The sequence below is a fragment of the Paenibacillus sp. FSL W8-0194 genome (genome assembly GCF_037969745.1).
Taxonomy (GTDB): domain Bacteria; phylum Bacillota; class Bacilli; order Paenibacillales; family Paenibacillaceae; genus Paenibacillus_AQ; species Paenibacillus_AQ cookii.
On the sequence record NZ_CP150205.1, the window covers coordinates 646,196 to 662,737 of the forward strand.

Genomic DNA, 16,542 nt, shown 5'->3' on the forward strand with positions numbered 1-16,542 from the left:
ACCAACCAAAAGGCACGGCACCCCATGGGAGAGTTTTTTTGCCCAGGGGTGTCTTTTTATGTTTTCAGGTTAGGTTTGCCCTCCGGGCATCAGCTTTTCGGCTTGCATCCCCATCTTTTTAAGCAGGCGGATCAGCTCCGCCTTTTCTTCGCCGTTCAGGCCGCTAAAGGCGTGGTCGATCCGGCCGGCGTATCGGGGATACAGCTCGCGCATCAACGCTTCGCCTTCCGGCGTGAGCTCCACGTAGATGACGCGGCGGTCGTTCGAACACGGTCTGCGGTAAATGCATCCGCGTTTTTCGAGCTTGTCGATGACATACGTGACGTTGCCGCTTTGAAGGAGGAGGCTGGAGCCGATTTGCTGGATGGGATGCGCTCCTTTGCAGTACAGTATTTCCATGACGGCAAAGGCCGTCGGATGGAACCCTTCGGACTTTGCGCCGATCGCGGCATGTTCGCTGACGCTTTTGAAGCTTTTGGCGAACGCCCGGTACAGCTGCATAGATAACTCGGTATCGCGTTCCTGTGCGTGAATCATGATACAATCCCGCCTTTTGTTTTATATTTTTATGAAACATAACCGCAGTCTGATCCGTATTGTATTTACATCATACCCTTCGGATTGTGCGAAAAACATGTCATTTGTCACAATCCATCAACTTTGAAACGTTAAAATTTATAGTAAATCCTGTTCCAGCCGGAAGAAGGTCCGGATCAAGGACAGGGAAGGGCAGAGCCGGCCAAGATTTTCGTTTGGAGCGATGGTCGTTGCGACCGGCTTTCGGGCGGTGGAGGAATGTGCGGAAGCTGCTTTTTTGGGGAGGAGAGAAACAGCATGGACATGGAAAGCGCGGAAAAACCGCTGCTGGACGTTGAAATAGAGGAAGCGGGATACGAGGAAGGACATCCGAAGATCCGCCAAATCGCTTTTCGGGTGTATGCCGGAGAGCTGCTCGGGCTGATCGGCCCGAACGGGGCCGGCAAAAGCACGACGATCAAAACGCTGCTGGGGCTGCTGAAATACGCCAAAAGCCGGGTATCGTTTTTCGGCGGTTCGGGAAGGTATGCTTACATCCCCGAGCAGCCGGTGTTCCACGACGATTTGACGCTGTGGGAGCATATGGATTTGGCCGCGGCCGTTTACGGTCTCGACTACGAAAGGTTTTGCGGGGAAGCGGACAGGCTGCTGCGCCAATTCGGCATGGAGGAGGTCAAACATGACCTGCCGGGAGGCTTCTCCAAAGGGATGAAGCAGAAAATGATGCTGATGCTCGGATTTTTGAGCGAACCGGACGTGTACATCGTGGACGAGCCGTTTATCGGGCTGGATCCGCGCGCGACCAAGGATTTTCTGCGGCTGCTGGACGAGGAGCGCGCACGCGGCGCGGCGGTGCTGATGTCCACGCATGTGCTGGATACGGCCGAAAGAATCTGCGACAGATTCGTCATGATCTCCGGCGGCAGGACGGTGGCCGAAGGAACGCTGGCGGACATCCGCGATGCGGCCGGGCTGCCCGATGCGTCGCTGTTCGACTGCTTCGATTCGCTGACGTAACGCTTCGTTTCCGGGAAGAGGGGCCATTTTTTCGGAAAGAAAGGACGACACGATGATGACGAGGGAAAAAGAAGGATATCTGTTTCCGAATCCCGCAAGTTTGTTCCGGCGGCGTCTTCGGAGCCATTTCAAAGAAACGGCGGCCGCCTTGCGGTCCGTCGTCGACGATTGGACGGTCTTATTGTATATTCTCGTCCCGGGGCTTTTGCTTGCGGGCCGGTTTTATTACGGGTTTTGGAAGGAACCGCTGCCGGAATGGGCCGGCATGCTGTCGTTCCCGACGGTGCCGTTATCGCTTTTGCTGATCGCCTTGACGGGGGGCATCCTGCTGCTGGTCCGGGAAGGAGATGCGCTGTTTTTGGTGCAGCGCCGGGAATGGCTGCGAGGCATCATGCTTCGGAGCGGTTGGTACAGCATGGCTGCGGCGGCCGTAAAAACGTCGTTTTGTTTCTTCGTTTTGCTGCCGTTCCTGGTCCGGCTGTTTCATGTGGACGGCTTGTATGCCGGGGGATTGCTTGCTATCACGATCGCCTTCGAATGGGTGCTGATGTGGTCTCGCCATCTGGTCAAGGTACAGGCCAAAGGCGTGCGGAGATGGCTGCTTTATGTTCCGTTCGCGGTTTTGCCTTGCGCCGCTTATGTGGGGTTTGTCCTGATGTTCAGGCAGCAGGCCGCCATGCTTTGGACGGGGGCGCTGGCGCTGGCTTTGCTCAGCCTGCTGCTGCTGAGGGCGAGGCTTGGCCTGCGCGGCACGTTCATGGCCGACGTCCAGGAGGACCTTGCAAGACGCACCCGATTGACGGGGCTGCTGCTCAGCCAGTCGGTCGATCAACCGCGCCGGGTCCGCAGCAAAACATGGATATTCCGGAAATCGCGGCATGTGTTCCGCTCGCGGGAGCCCGCCAAACGCATCGCCGGGGCGATGATCAAATCGCTGCTGCGCCATCCGGGACAACGCTCCCTTTATCTGCGATTCGCCGGGATCAGCACGATGGTGCTCGTTACGCTTCCGGTGAAGATGCAGATCTTGGCGTTTGCGGCCCTGCATGCCTTAATCGCGTACTGGCTGTTCCTGCAGTGGTCCGCTTTCAGGAAAGATCCCTTTATCGCGCCGCTGCCCTGGCCGGAAGCGGACGGCGTGCAGGCCGGCTTCGCGGCCGTCCGGACGCTGCTGTTTCCGTTTTCGGTATGGGCTTCCGCTCTTGTTCTGTTTTCCAGCTTGAGTCCATGGCTGGCGGCCATTGGTTTCATCCCGCTGGGCATGGCGGCCGGCTGGGCGGTGCCTTATCTCATGCGCATGTTTTTTCTTCATACAAAGATGTAGCCTTCGCGGCCCTGCCCGTTTTCCGATTCTAAAAAACCTCCCGCGGTTTCGTTATGAAACGCGGGAGGTTTTTGAATGCCGCCCTGGATCAGGAAAGCGGACCGCCCCGAAAACGGGGCGGATTATGAAAGGCCGGACGAAGCGGAGCGGGCTGCCTCGGCCGCATGCATGCCTGCCGTGTAACCGGTGGAAAAGGCGGCGGTAATGTTATACCCTCCGGTGTAGCCGTGAATGTCGAGAATCTCTCCGCAGAAGAAAAGACCCGGCATCAGCTTGGATTCCATCGTTTTCGGATGGATTTCCTTCAGGTTCACCCCTCCGCCGGTCACAAAAGCTTCCTCGATCGATTTGGTTCCGGTCACCCGGATGACAAACTTTTTCAAGATGTCGATGAAGGATGCCCATTGCTGCTTCGGCAGGTGGGCGAACGTGGCGTCGCCGTCAAGGCTGGCCTTGTTCATGAGCAGCGGAAGCATGCGTTCCGGGATTTGGGCTTTCAGCACGTTTTTGATCGCCTTTTTCGGCTCGGCTCCGAGCTTGTCCCGCAGCATGCGGTCCAAGTCGTGGGGAGGCAGGTCAGGGAACAAATCGACCGCCATGTCGACCTCGTTCACCTTGAATTTCTTTTTCACCTGGCGGATGAACTGGCTGCACCGCAGCGCAATCGGGCCTGAAAGCCCGAAATGGGTGAAAATCATGTCTCCGCGGTGACCGATCACTTTTTTTCCTTTCGGCGTCCATACCGACAATTCGACGTCGCGAAGCGACAATCCCTGCAGCTCCTTCGACGCGATCCAGCTTTCGCGCGAAACGATGGGAACCTCCGTCGGATAGAGCTCGGTGATGGTATGCCCCGCGGCCTGCGCCCACGGATATCCGTCGCCGGTCGAGCCGGTATGCGGCACCGATTTGCCTCCGGTCGCAACGATGACCGCGTTTCCCCGCAAGATGTCCCCCGAAGCGAGTTTTACGCCGGATACGCGATGTTCCGAATAGAGGACCTCCGATACGGGAGTGTCGGTTTTGATGTCCACGCCGAGCCGGCGGACCTCCCCGATCAGCGTATTCACGACGCTTGCGGCTTTGTCGGACACCGGGAACATTCTGCCGTTGTCTTCTTCCTTCAGGGCGATTCCCAAGCCTTCGAAAAACGCCATGATATCGCGGTTGTTGAAATGCTGAAAAGCGCTGTACAGAAAGCGGCCGTTGCCCGGGATATGGGCGATCAGATCCTCGGTTTCCTTGGCGTTGGTCACATTGCAGCGCCCGCCCCCGGAAATGCCCAGTTTGCGCCCAAGCTTGGCGCCCTTGTCGAGCAGCAGCACGGATGCGCCGAACCTTGCCGCCGCGACGGAGGCCATCAGCCCGGCCGACCCGCCGCCGATCACAATGACATCATAAGACTTCAAATTTATTCTCTCCTTTTGACTCCAAACGTGACGGATCGATGGTTTTCATCATGCTCCGCAGGATATTTCAGGGTATATTGTAATATAGTGTAGGCTGTGATTTAATCTACATGTATATTACTTTCGAAAGTACCATCCATCTTCCAAAAAAGCACGATTTTAGTCGTTTCCTCTATAATAAAACATCATGATTTTCGCAAAATTCTGATTTATACTTTATTAAACCAATAGACTTTGTCGCCATTTCATGAAATGGTGGAGCAGAACGATGCCCGGTCCAAGCGACGAACGGGTATTGGCCACCCCGAAGGGAGGATGGATTGCGATTATCGATGCGCTGAAAAATATTATAACACAGGTGCTCATGGCAGGTTCCTTCGCGTTTTTGTTTCCGCTGAGCCTGGACAAATACGTCCGGCTGATCAGCCGGAACAAAAAATTGCGGGCTTCCGGTTTTGAAGTCGTTATCATTATATCCAGCGCCCTGAGCATTTTAATGTGCTCTTTTTTCTCTACCTCGTTGTTTCATCTGATCCCTTTGAATCTGGGCATTTTACCGCTGTTTATCGGCATGCTGTACGGGGGCTACAAAAGCGGGCTTCCCTTGGCCGGATTGTACCTGCTATGCGATTATTTGTCGAATGAAAGCGGATCGTTTTCAAGCCTGTTCCTGCGTACGGGATTATTGTTTTATCCGCTTCTGGTTTGGATGTCGCCGAGATTCCGGACGGGTACCCTGACCGACAAAATCAACAAGCTGTGGGTTTGCCTCTTGCCCGCAATGCTTCTGTTTACATCGTCCCCGATCATTGAAGATCCAAACCTGGATTTGTCCGATGCCGGTCCGATTCTCATGCTTTTGTTTTATGTTTTGATCACCGTGTTCGCCGGCGGGGCTTTGATCTATATGATCGAATTTGCGCTGGAAAAGCTGCTTTTGACCGAGCAAGTCAAAGGCATCTCCGAAAAATACCTCCGCGAAGAGGAAAAACTCCAGCAGGTGATGGACGTGGCTCCGCTGTGCATGGTGTCGGTCGATACCGAGGGGCGTATTACCAGCGTCAACGAAATGATGATGGGGCTGTTCAAAAACCGCTCGCCCGAGCTGACCAAAACCGACGTTTTGGGACAGCCGCTCAGCGTATTCGTCGACATGGTCGAAGAGGACTACATCAACCGCCGAATCGCCCAGGCTTTGAACGGCGTCAAGATGGACAACGAACTGATCCGGATCGGCTCGCAGATCCACTATACGAGCACTTCGCCGCTGACGAACAGCTATACCGGCGAAATCCTCGGGGCCGTGCTGGTCATCCAGGATATTACGGAGCTGGAGAGGCTGCGGACCGAATTGGTCAATGTGGAACGGCTGAGCCTGGTCGGGCAGATGGCGGCCAGCATTACGCATGAAATCCGGAACCCGATGGCGGTGGTGCGCGGTTTTTTGCAGCTGATGAAGGAAAAAAGCCCCGATTCGCTGGACCATTACTATCGGATCGTGATGGAGGAGCTGGACCGGGCCAACGGCATCATCAACGATTTTTTATCCCTTGCGCAAAACCGGATATCCGAAAAGGAGCAGTGGCATCTTCATCAGATCATCAACGATCTCAGCCCGCTGCTGTGGGCGGACGCGAACCTCCGCGGCCAGACGATCGAGCTTCTGCTGGACGAACGGGTGCCGAAGCTCCACCTGAACGCCAAGGAAATCAAGCAGGTGCTGCTGAATCTAGCGCGCAACGGGATGGAGGCGATGGAGGAAAAAGGGAAGCTGACCATCCAAACCCGGTTCAGGGAAAGCGACAACATGGTGGAGCTGATCGTCAGGGATACCGGCGTCGGCATGTCCAAAAGCCGGCTGGAGCGGCTCTTCGAGCCGTTTTTTACGACGAAGGCCAAAGGCACGGGGCTTGGTCTTGCCCTTTGCTTGAGCATCGTGGAGCGCCACGGGGGCAAAATCGACGTGGAATCGGAAGAGGGGAAAGGGACGGCGTTCATCATTTCCCTGCCGCTTCTCGAATCCTGACCGCAGAAGAGTCCGGAGCGTCCGTCGCCGGGCTTTATCTTGATTTCAAACCTTGGGAAGGTATAATAGTATTGAATGCAGTCTGATATTTTGCGGATCGAGGAGTGATGAAAGAAATGTCGATGTCTTTTGACAGATATATGAGAGATATGATTCAACCGATGAGAGACGAGCTGACCAGCCTGGGCATCAAAGAGCTCAGAACGCCGGAAGAGGTGGAAACCCATTTGCAGGATGCACCCGGCACGACGCTGGTGGTCGTCAACTCGGTATGCGGATGCGCAGCAGGCCAATGCCGTCCGGGCGTAGCCCTGGCGCTGCAGAACGAATTGGTGCCTGACAATCTGTACACCGTATTTGCCGGACAGGATAAAGAAGCAACGGCCAAAGCAAGAGAATATTTTGCTCCGTATCCGCCGTCTTCGCCTTCCATCGCTCTGTTGAAGGATGGAGAGCTCGTTCATTTCATCGAGCGCCACCAGATCGAAGACCGTTCCGCCCAAGAAATCGCGGAAGATTTGATCGAAGCTTTTGACCGCGTGTGCCGTTAATCGGTTCCGCGTTCGGATTTGCCCCGGATTTTCGGCGTCAGCCGATGTCGGGGCTTTCGTATTTTAATGCGGGCGTTTCGCGGTGAATACATGCCGATTCGTTACGCGCGACGTCCATGACACTAGGAAAAGAGGTGGCCGGCGATGAGCCTGCAGGAAGAAATCATTGCAGCATTTGGCGTTAAACCCGTGATCGACGAAGAAACGGAAGTCCGAAAAAGAGTGGATTTTCTGAAGGCGCATGTAAAAGAGGCCGGAGCGACAGGGCTATTGATCGCCATCAGCGGCGGAATCGACAGCGCCGTGGCCGCGGGATTGTGCAAAAAGGCGACCGACGAGCTGTCGGCGGAAACCGGCCGGGAATACATAACGCTGGGCATTTTCCAGCCTTACGGGACGCAGGAGGACATCGAACACAGCTATGCCGTGGCCCGGGCTTTTGACCTGAAGCATACCGCGGAGACGAACATCGAAGACGCGGTCGGCGAAATTGCGCTTGAAGCCGAGCAGGGACTGAAGCAAATCGGGTTGTACCGCCATTTGTCCCCGCAAGGCAAAGGCAACGTCAAAGCCCGGACCCGCATGGTGATGCAATATGCCCTGGCGTTCGAATTGAAGCTGCTTGTGGTGGGCACGGACCACGCCTCCGAAGCCGTGACCGGATTTTATACGAAATGGGGCGACGGCGCGGTGGACCTTGCCCCGCTCAGCACGCTGAACAAACGCCAGGTTCGTCAGCTCGCGCGTTATTTGGGCGTGCCGCAGGCGATTTTGGACAAGGCTCCGACCGCCGGGCTGTGGGAAGGGCAGACCGACGAAGGCGAGCTGGGCATTACCTATGAGGAAAACAGCGATTACCTCGAAGGCAAGGAAATCAGCCCGGAGGCGCAAAAGCGCCTTGAAAGCTTTTATAAACGAACCGCGCACAAGCGCAGTCCGATTCCGGGCATTTGAGCGGGCTCGGGGAGTGAACAGCAGGGACAGGCCGCGGCTGCGGCCTGTCTTTTTGGGTTCGGTCATCTCCGGGTTCCCGCGTACGGCCTGAATGCGCTTGCCGTTTAGCGGAAGGTCTTTGGGCGGCCGATGATGCCGGAGACATGCCAAGGGGTTGCGAAAAGTGCAGAAATGTTGCAGGGGCATCCCTTTTCGCCCTCACGCCTGCCCGGTACAATGGAGACAAAGATGCGCCGGCTGCCACTCGGGTATATGAAAGCGTGTTCAGCCCGAGCCTGCATCGGACCCGATAACCAATGCGGCATGGCAAAGCTGCCGGTTTCCGGCGGCTTCCTTTTTGCATTTTTTTCAGCCAATCCCGACTTTGCCGAAACGGATCTGCTGGATTCGACCGGTATACCGTATCATGATGTTTGCTTTTTGGCATCGTGAGGCTTGGCAAACGATTCATCAGATAAAATTATGGACGTAAGGTGTGAATTTCCCGTGCCCAGACATACGTTGTTCCGAAAAATGGTCCTTCTTCTCGTCATGATGCTCGTCCCGATCGTAGGGCTTTACTATTACTCCAACCGTACGAGCACGGAAGTGCTGGGAACGGAGCTTAACCAATCGAACGCAAACCAATTGAGTTTTTTCCAGTCGCAGGTTAATACGAACATCGACCTGTTTTCGCTGTGGCCGAACCTGCTGATCCAGGATCCCGACATTTTCGGGTTTAAAGACATTTTTTTAAGCAGCGAATATTTTAACCTCGATATCATTAACGTGGTGAAACGAATCCAGACCAAGCTCAACATCCAGGAAAGCTCCTCCAACTGGAAAACGAAGCTTTACATATTTTCCCCGTCGCTTGGCAGGGTGGTATCCGACAACGATGTGGACCACTATGACAACGACGATCTCAAGAAGCGGATGAAGCCCGGCTGGCAGGTGAAAAAAATGGGGCAGGGAGACGAGGCGTATTACGTGTTTTCGTTGTTTACGGCTTATCCCTACTCCTCGTTCAGTCATCCGGAGGACGCGAACCTGATCATTGAGCTTCAGTTCGAAAGCGGCAACATCCAGGATATGCTCGACAAATTCAAAAGCGACGGGCGCAGGGATCCCGTATACTTCAAGCCGGGTCTGGGCGTCATTTACAACCGGTCGGCGGACAAGCCGCTGACGGAACGGATTTTGCGCCAGCTGCAGAAGGAAACGCTCCAGGCCGAGGAGAACCGCACGCTCGAGCTCGACGGGCAGACCTACCTGGTCAATGTGGCTGCTTCGGCCACGACGGGCTGGTATCTTGTCGACTATATGCCGCTGAAGGAGATCGTGGCGCCGATTGAACAGTCGAACCGCTTGTTCTATTTTTCGGTAGGCCTCACGCTTCTTTTGGGGTGTCTGGCGGCATACATGCTGTACGCCCAGGTACAGGTTCCGGTGAAAAAGCTGGTCGTCGCCTTTAAAAAGCTTCAGCACGAGGACTACTCCATCCGTTTGCAGGCCAAAGGGAACAACGAGTTCGGTTTCGTGTTCGGGCGCTTTAATTCCATGGTGGAGCAAATCCAGGAGCTGTTCGAAAACGTGTATATGGAACGGATTCATGCCAGGGAAGCGAGGCTGAAGCAGCTGCAGTCGCAGATCAACCCGCATTTTTTCTATAACTGCTTTTCCTTCATCTCAAGCATGGCGAAGCTGGGGAACATGAAGGCGGTCGTGGCGATGTCCCAAAACCTGTCGAGTTATTACCGGTACACCACCCGGCAGGAGCGGGACGTCGTGCCGCTTGCGGAGGAACTGGCATTCGTGCGCAATTATTTGGAGATTCAGAAGATGCGCAAGCCGCAGCTTGAATTTTCCATCGACGTACCGGAAGCGATGCAGCGGTGGGAAGTGCCTTTGCTGGTGGTTCAGCCGCTCGTGGAAAACGCAGTGCTTCACGGCATCGAACCCCGGTCCGGCGGGGGATGCGTCCGGATCGTAGGCGAAATCGGAGCAACCGAAATCCGGATATGGGTCGAGGACGGGGGCAAAGGCATGACCGGCCCGGAATTGGAGGAGCTGCGCCGCTCCTTGTCCCGGCCGATGAACGAAGAGACGGGCTGCGGTCTTTGGAACGTGCGGCAGCGCATGCTGATCCGCTACGGCGAGGACGCGGGCCTCAGGTTTATGCCGTCCGCGCTGGGCGGAGTGAGGGCTGAGCTGTACTGGCCGGCCGGGCAGGAAACGAAACGGACAGTTACGCAAAGGGGAGGACATGCATGATCGAAATTTTGCTGGTGGACGACGAATCCTACGTCACCGAAAGTATTGAAGCCACGATTCCTTGGAACGATCTCGGCGTCGAGAAGGTGTACCGGGCCGATTCCGCGGAGGCGGCCCTGGCGGTTCTGCGCGAGCAATCCATCGATATCGTCGTGACGGATATCCGCATGCCCGAGATCGACGGCCTGGAGCTGATCGAACGGATTGAGCGGGAATGGCCGCATATCCGCTGCATGGTGCTGACGGGGTACTCGGATTTTGAATATGCAAAAAAGGCGCTGCAGCTGCAGGCGTTTGACTATATCCTCAAGCCGGTCGACGACGAGGAGTTTATCCGCAGCCTTACGAACGCGATCGAAGCTTTGAAGGACGAATGGGAGGCCGCCGAAAGATACCATAAGCTGGCCTACGCGGTCAAATCGGGTTCCCCCGTGCTGAAAACGAGCCTGATGCATGATCTGGTATTAGGACGAACCTGGTCGGAGCGAACCGTGGCGGACAAGCTGGCCCAATACGACATCGGGATGACGGTGGACGAGCCCGCCGTGCTGCTGATGATGCAGCTTGGCGGGAAGTTCGCCCACTACGATCATCATTCCATGTCCTTGATGGAGTATGCGGTCGGCAACATCGCGGAAGAGGTGTTTGCCGACTCCTTTGCGATTTGGATCTGCAAAGCCCCGCATGACGGACTCGTCATGCTGGCGTCGCCCCAGCCTTCCTTCCGGCATCGCATCGAGCGGTCGCCGGACTTCGAATCGCTGCGGAGACGGCGGCTGCACGAGCGGGCCGAAAGCTTCCGCGAGCAGGTTAGCCGTTATTTGAAGGGCGACATCCGAATGGTCATTTCGGACTGGTTCCGGTTCCCGCACGGGGTGGCCCAGGCTTACCGGTCGGGGCTTGGAAGCATCATGATGTCCGGGTGCGACGGAGCGGGGGCCATCATGTATTTGGAGGATTTGCAGGCCGGGCATGCCCGGCCGGTCCAATCCATCGAGTCGCTGTATAAGCCGCCGACGCTCATCCATCTGCTTGAATCGAAGCAATGGGACGCGGCGCGCAGCAAGGTGGACGAAGTGTTTAAGGATTTGCGAAACACGAACTACACCCGGGAGCACCTGTACGAGGTGTACCTCCTGATGACCAATGCGTTTATGTACATAGCCCACAAGCAGGGGCAGTTTGCGTACCAGATCGACCAGTCGGGCTTTGACCTGATGCATGACCCCAGCATGGTTCTTTCGCTCGATAAGCTGAAAGGATGGGCCGAAGCCATGCTGGCGAAGCTGCGGACGGAGCTGTCGGCGAGCGACCGGTATACGAGGAGCTATATCATTCATCAGGTGCAGGAGCTGGTCTCCAGGGATTTGGGACAGGACACGTCCGTCAAGACGATTGCGGACAAGGTCTTTTTGCACCCGGTTTATTTGTCCAAAATCTACAAAGCGGAAACGGGCGAAAGCCTGGGGGACTACATTATCCGCATGCGCATGGAACGGGCGCTTTACCTGTTGAAAAAAACGAACAAAAAGATATACGAGATCACCGCCGAGCTCGGTTACCAAAATCCGCAATATTTCAGCAAAATGTTCAAAAAGCATTACGGCCTCAATCCGAACGAGTTCAGGGATCAGTAACTGGTTGCAAAAGGTGCAGAAATGTTCGAAGAATGACATGGGACGGAAAATCGGACGCCTCTATAATGAAACATGTAGCAAGATCTATAAAGGGGGAGCGACATGAAGGCTTATACGAAAAAAGCATGGATGCTGGCTTCCAGCCTCGTGCTGGTCAGCGCGCTGTTCGCCGGATGTTCGGGTTCCAAGGGCGGAGAGGCTGCCGACTCGGCGCAAAATCCGCCGGCCGCATCCGGAAGCGAAAACGCTTATAAAGAAAAATACGATCCGCCGGTCACCATCACCACCGTTTGGGGCGTGGATCCGGAGCTGAAATTCAAGAACGGGGAGACGATCGAAAACAACGTCGCCACCAAATGGGCCAAGGACACGCTTGGGATCGACATCAAATCGCTTTGGTCCGTGACCGACACGAACAACGCTTTTGCGACCAAACTTCGCCTCGCGATGTCCTCCGGCCAGGAAATGCCGGACGTGGTGACGATCGGCGATGCGCAGCTGGCGCAGGACCTGATCGATTCGGGCATGTTCCGGGAGGTGGGATCGCTGTTCGACAAGTATGCATCGGATACTTGGAAGAAAGCGATGGAGCAGGATCCGAACGTGTGGAACCCGTACATCCGCGACGGCCAAAAAATGGGCATTCCGGTGCTGGATTATGCGTACAACCACGATTATTTGCTGTGGATCCGGAAGGACTGGCTCGACAAGCTCGGCCTGGCGGCTCCGAAAACGATCGATGAGCTGGAAAAGGTGATGGATGCCTTCAAAAACAAAAACCCGGACGGCTTGAAGCCGGACGAGGTCATTCCGCTCAGCATCGGGTTCAAGACGACGATGAATACATGGATGGGCGATCCTTCCTGGATTTTCGGCGCCTATGGCACCATTCCGCAGCAGTGGAACAAAGGCCAGGACGGCAAGTTGGAGTACGGCTCGATCAACCCGGCCATGAAGCCGGGACTGCAGAAGCTGAACGAATGGTTCAATAAAGGGTATATCCCGAAGGAAGCCGCGCTTTGGGACGAAAACAAAACCTCGGAACCGGCGGTGGCGGGCAAGGCGGGGATCATTCCGGGGCCTTACTGGATGAGCGGCTGGCCGCTTTCCGACACGGTGAAAAACGCCAAAAACGCGGTCTGGGAACCGATTCCTCTGCCCGCCGGTCCGGACGGCAAGGCCGGGCGCCACGGGACGCTGTTTACCAACGGCGTGACGCTGATCAACAAGGACATGAAGCATCCGGAAGCGTTTTTTACGTACCAGAACTACATGTATGACAATCTGGCCGATTCCAAACCGGGCGGCGTATTCGAAAACGGCTTGTTCAAAGGCTACGACTACGATTTCGACGCGAGCGGAAAACCGCTGCGGTACGACCAAATTCCGGGAGGTTACGTCAACAGCCTGCGCTACCTGCTCGTTCGGGACGGCGCGCGCATTCCGGACGCCCAAATAAAGGCGCTCCTGAATCTGGCGGACGGCAAGGAAGCGACGACCCGCCTGGAAAAAGAAGTGAAGCTTAACTACGGCCTGGAAACGCCGGCGGCGGCCAAAGTGCTGATGTCCCAGGAAGGCATCGCTTATCCGAACATGTACACCGGCCCGACGACGGCCACTATGAAATCCAAGCTGGATTACCTCAATAAAATCGAGAACCAGACCTTCAACGAAATCATCTATGGGAAGCAGGGCGCAGAGGCCTTCGACAAGTTCGTCGAGCAGTGGAAAGCCTCTGGCGGCGATCAGATGACGAATGAAGTGAACGACTGGTATTCCAAGCTGGGCAAATAACCGGCAAAAGGCAAACGGGCGGCATGCGATGGCATGCCGCTTTTTGATGTGCGGCCGATTCCCGGCAGGGCTTTTCGCAATTGGTTGCAATAGTGCCATTTATGTTGGTTTTATGGGCTACAGGCCGCTTCGGGCCCCTTGCTATAATGTCGGTACCTAGAAGGAGATAAGCAATCATGAGGGGGAAAACGCGCATGAACCGTTTAAAAAGAAACTGGCCGCTGCACGCGATGGTGCTGCCGGCGCTCGTGTTTCTCATTATTTTCAGCTACGTGCCGATGGCAGGGATCGTCATGGCCTTTCAAAATTTCAAGCCGTGGCTCGGATTTGCGCATTCCGAGTGGGTCGGGCTGGACAACTTCCGGACCTTGTTCGCGCGGCAGGACAGCATCGAGGTCATTTGGAACACGCTGATCATCTCGGCGCTCAAAATCGTCCTGAACCTGGTGGCGCCGTTTACGTTTGCGCTGCTGCTCAATGAGGTGAGAAGGGCGTTTTTCAAGCGTTTCGTCCAGACGCTCGTCTATTTGCCGCATTTTTTGTCCTGGGTCATCCTCGGCGGCATTTTGCTGGACTTCCTGTCCACGGACGGCGGTTTCCTGAACCGGATTTTAAGCTCCTGGTTCGGCATTCAGCCGATCTTTTTCCTCGGCGACAACAACTGGTTCCGCTTTACCGTGATCGTTTCGGACGTTTGGAAGGAATTCGGCTTCGGGACGATCGTCTTTCTGGCGGCGCTGGCGAACGTCAACCCGTCGCTTTATGAGGCTGCCGAAGTGGACGGCGCGTCCCGCTGGAAGCAGACGCTGCACATCACCATCCCGTCGATGCTGCCGATCGCGGTCGTCGTCGGCACGCTGGCCCTCGGCAACATTTTGAATGCGGGCTTCGACCAGATATTCAACCTGTACAACCCGCTCGTATATCAAAAAGGGGACATCATCGACACCTTCGTGTACCGCACGGCGATTTTGAACGGGGAGATGGGGCTCGGAACGGCGATCGGATTGTTCAAGTCCGTCATTTCGATGGTGCTGATCCTGATCTCGTACCGATTGGCGTATAAGCTGGCGAATTACCGGATTTTCTAAGAGGGGGACATAAAAGCATGTATCATAAAACCGCTTCATACCGCTTGTTTACCATTTTCAACACGATCCTGCTGCTGTTCCTGTCGCTCGCGTGCATCATTCCGCTGCTGCATGTGCTCGCGGTTTCGTTCAGCGCCAAGTCGGCGGCGGACGCCAACCTCGTCGGCCTTTGGCCGGTACAATTTTCGACCGAAGCCTATAAAAAAACGATCGACAACCCGATCTTTTTGCATTCCATCTGGGTGTCCGTCAAACGGACGGTCATCGGGACCGGCTTGACGCTGCTGCTTGCCTTTCTGGCGGCATATCCGCTGTCCAAGGAATCGCGTGTGTTTAAGGCGAGAACCGCGTATTCGTGGATCTTCGTGTTCACGATGATTTTCAGCGGGGGGCTGGTGCCTTTTTATATCGTCATCCAAAAGCTTCATCTGATCAATTCCTTCTGGGTGCTGGTGCTGCCGGGAGCGGTTAACGTTTATCTGACGATTTTGCTGCTCAACTTTTTCCGGGGAATCCCGACGGAGCTGGAAGAAGCTGCTTTTATCGATGGCGCCGGACATTTTCGTACGCTTTTTGCGATTTATCTTCCGGTTTCGCTTCCGTCCATCGCGACGCTGGCTTTGTTCAGCATGGTATTTCATTGGAATTCCTGGTTCGACGGGCTGCTGTACCTGAACAATTCCAAGTCGTTTCCGCTGGCCACCTTTCTCCAGACGGTCATTGTGCAGAAGGACATGAGCTCGATGAGCATCGATCCGAAGGAAGTGGCGCTGCTGTCGCAAAAGACGGTCAACGCGGCGCAAATTTTCATCGGCGCGCTGCCGGTGCTGCTCGTCTATCCGTTTCTGCAGAAATATTTCGTTAAAGGCCTGGTTTTGGGATCGGTTAAAGAATAAGGAGGGATGGGCATGGAACCAGCATGGATCAAGGGCATGGACGTATCCTTTCTCGACGAGATCGAGCAGGGAGGGGGCGTTTTTCATGACGCAAACGAAAGCGGGGATGCGCTGCGCATCCTCCGAGATGGCGGCGTCAATTCCATCCGGCTGCGGATCTGGAACGACCCGCCCGGAACGTATTGCAATCTGGAACGGACCCTTCTGATGGCCAAAAGAGTGAAGGCGCTCGGGATGCAGCTTCTGCTTGACTTCCATTATTCGGACCGCTGGGCCGATCCGGCGAACCAATGGAAGCCTGCGTTATGGATGGACCTCCAAGGCCGGGAACTGGAGCAGGCCGTTTACGACTACACGTACGAAGTGCTTGCCGTGCTGCGGGCGGGAGGCGCGCTGCCGGACATGGTCCAGATCGGGAACGAAATTACGTACGGCATGCTGTGGCCGGACGGCAGGATCGGAGCTGCAGGGGATCCTGGCGCGGCTGACGGACAGTGGGCCCGATTGTGCGGCCTGCTGAAGGCGGGCATCGGCGCCGTGCGGGATACGGATGAGTCCGTCCGGATCATGCTGCATATCGACCGGGGCGGCGATCCGGAAGGGAGCCGGTCGTTCTTCGACCGGATGGAAGCGGAAGGAATCGATTATGACGTCATCGGTCTGTCTTATTATCCTTGGTGGCACGGCCCGTTGGAGCAGCTAAGCCGTAATCTGGACGATCTGGCGGCGCGGTACGGCCGGGACCTGATCGTCGTGGAGACGGCTTACCCGTGGACTTTCCGTGCCAAGGAGGGTTTTCCCCTCATCGTAGAGAATGATGAGGCGTTGCCCGCCGCGTATCCGGCCACGCCGGAGGGGCAGGCGGCGTACATGAAGGCATTCGCGGACGTGATCCGCAGGACGCAGGGCGGCCGTGGGATCGGGTTTTATTATTGGGAGCCGTGCTGGATCCCGTCGCAGAGGGAGTGGTCGGTCGGCCACGCGAACAATTGGAGCAATCTTACGCTGTTCGATCACGACGGCCGCCCGCTGCCTGCGCTGTACATTCCATAA

General features: G+C 55.9%; 14 protein-coding genes. 12 read left to right on the forward strand and 2 right to left on the reverse strand.

The features are described from left to right. Positions 1–69 precede the first annotated feature (69 nt). Positions 70–537, reverse strand: coding sequence for a MarR family transcriptional regulator (locus MKY58_RS02800; RefSeq protein WP_339323373.1), 468 nt, complete (start codon positions 535–537; stop codon positions 70–72). Between the two features lie 303 nt (positions 538–840). On the opposite strand from MKY58_RS02800, the gene MKY58_RS02805 reads away from it, so the two are divergent. Further along, positions 841–1,554, forward strand: a complete 714-nt coding sequence (locus tag MKY58_RS02805) for an ABC transporter ATP-binding protein (RefSeq protein WP_339325030.1) — start codon at positions 841–843, stop codon at positions 1,552–1,554. 52 nt (positions 1,555–1,606) lie between these two features. Further along, positions 1,607–2,878, forward strand: a complete 1,272-nt coding sequence (locus tag MKY58_RS02810; protein ID WP_339323374.1) for an ABC transporter permease — start codon at positions 1,607–1,609, stop codon at positions 2,876–2,878. Between the two features lie 122 nt (positions 2,879–3,000). Here the strand turns inward: MKY58_RS02810 and MKY58_RS02815 are convergent, their stop codons facing one another. Beyond that, a complete protein-coding gene (locus MKY58_RS02815) occupies positions 3,001–4,287 on the reverse strand; it encodes an NAD(P)/FAD-dependent oxidoreductase (protein WP_339323375.1) in 1,287 nt (428 codons plus the stop codon). Positions 4,288–4,555: 268 nt separating this feature from the next. Here MKY58_RS02815 and MKY58_RS02820 point away from each other — a divergent pair, with 268 nt between their 5' ends. The 10 genes from MKY58_RS02820 (at position 4,556) to MKY58_RS02865 (ending at position 16,542) form a co-directional block, all read left to right on the forward strand. Further along, entirely contained in the window at positions 4,556–6,313 is a 1,758-nt protein-coding gene (locus tag MKY58_RS02820) for an ATP-binding protein (protein WP_339323376.1), read from the forward strand. A 116-nt stretch (positions 6,314–6,429) separates the two neighbouring features. Then, positions 6,430–6,864, forward strand: coding sequence for a BrxA/BrxB family bacilliredoxin (locus MKY58_RS02825; protein WP_036707403.1), 435 nt, complete (start codon positions 6,430–6,432; stop codon positions 6,862–6,864). Positions 6,865–7,008: 144 nt separating this feature from the next. Continuing rightward, positions 7,009–7,818 carry an ammonia-dependent NAD(+) synthetase gene (gene nadE / locus MKY58_RS02830; protein ID WP_339323377.1) on the forward strand — a complete coding sequence of 270 codons (810 nt, stop codon included), beginning with the start codon at positions 7,009–7,011 and terminating at the stop codon, positions 7,816–7,818. A 129-nt stretch (positions 7,819–7,947) separates the two neighbouring features. Beyond that, positions 7,948–8,250, forward strand: a complete 303-nt coding sequence (locus MKY58_RS02835) for a hypothetical protein (RefSeq protein ID WP_339323378.1) — start codon at positions 7,948–7,950, stop codon at positions 8,248–8,250. A 54-nt stretch (positions 8,251–8,304) separates the two neighbouring features. Next, a complete protein-coding gene (locus tag MKY58_RS02840; RefSeq protein WP_339323379.1) occupies positions 8,305–10,071 on the forward strand; it encodes a histidine kinase in 1,767 nt (588 codons plus the stop codon). Continuing rightward, entirely contained in the window at positions 10,068–11,708 is a 1,641-nt protein-coding gene (locus MKY58_RS02845; RefSeq protein WP_339323380.1) for a response regulator, read from the forward strand. Before MKY58_RS02840 ends, MKY58_RS02845 begins: the two co-directional genes overlap by 4 nt. Positions 11,709–11,810: 102 nt before the next feature. After that, a complete protein-coding gene (locus tag MKY58_RS02850) occupies positions 11,811–13,502 on the forward strand; it encodes a sugar ABC transporter (RefSeq protein WP_339323381.1) in 1,692 nt (563 codons plus the stop codon). 194 nt (positions 13,503–13,696) lie between these two features. Further along, a complete protein-coding gene (locus MKY58_RS02855) occupies positions 13,697–14,593 on the forward strand; it encodes an ABC transporter permease subunit (RefSeq protein WP_339323382.1) in 897 nt (298 codons plus the stop codon). Between the two features lie 17 nt (positions 14,594–14,610). After that, the gene (locus tag MKY58_RS02860) at positions 14,611–15,489 is read left to right on the forward strand and encodes a carbohydrate ABC transporter permease (protein WP_339323383.1); all 879 of its coding nucleotides are present in this window, start codon (positions 14,611–14,613) and stop codon (positions 15,487–15,489) included. Positions 15,490–15,501: 12 nt separating this feature from the next. Then, positions 15,502–16,542, forward strand: coding sequence for an arabinogalactan endo-1,4-beta-galactosidase (locus MKY58_RS02865; RefSeq protein ID WP_339323384.1), 1,041 nt, complete (start codon positions 15,502–15,504; stop codon positions 16,540–16,542).

Coding starts and splice junctions, on each gene's coding strand:
- MKY58_RS02800 (WP_339323373.1), bottom strand. CDS start 537: ATGATTCACGCACAGGAACGCGATACCGAGTTATCTATGCAGCTGTAC.
- MKY58_RS02805 (WP_339325030.1), top strand. CDS start 841: ATGGAAAGCGCGGAAAAACCGCTGCTGGACGTTGAAATAGAGGAAGCG.
- MKY58_RS02810 (WP_339323374.1), top strand. CDS start 1,607: ATGATGACGAGGGAAAAAGAAGGATATCTGTTTCCGAATCCCGCAAGT.
- MKY58_RS02820 (WP_339323376.1), top strand. CDS start 4,556: ATGCCCGGTCCAAGCGACGAACGGGTATTGGCCACCCCGAAGGGAGGA.
- MKY58_RS02825 (WP_036707403.1), top strand. CDS start 6,430: ATGTCGATGTCTTTTGACAGATATATGAGAGATATGATTCAACCGATG.
- nadE (WP_339323377.1), top strand. CDS start 7,009: ATGAGCCTGCAGGAAGAAATCATTGCAGCATTTGGCGTTAAACCCGTG.
- MKY58_RS02835 (WP_339323378.1), top strand. CDS start 7,948: ATGATGCCGGAGACATGCCAAGGGGTTGCGAAAAGTGCAGAAATGTTG.
- MKY58_RS02845 (WP_339323380.1), top strand. CDS start 10,068: ATGATCGAAATTTTGCTGGTGGACGACGAATCCTACGTCACCGAAAGT.
- MKY58_RS02850 (WP_339323381.1), top strand. CDS start 11,811: ATGAAGGCTTATACGAAAAAAGCATGGATGCTGGCTTCCAGCCTCGTG.
- MKY58_RS02855 (WP_339323382.1), top strand. CDS start 13,697: ATGAACCGTTTAAAAAGAAACTGGCCGCTGCACGCGATGGTGCTGCCG.
- MKY58_RS02860 (WP_339323383.1), top strand. CDS start 14,611: ATGTATCATAAAACCGCTTCATACCGCTTGTTTACCATTTTCAACACG.
- MKY58_RS02865 (WP_339323384.1), top strand. CDS start 15,502: ATGGAACCAGCATGGATCAAGGGCATGGACGTATCCTTTCTCGACGAG.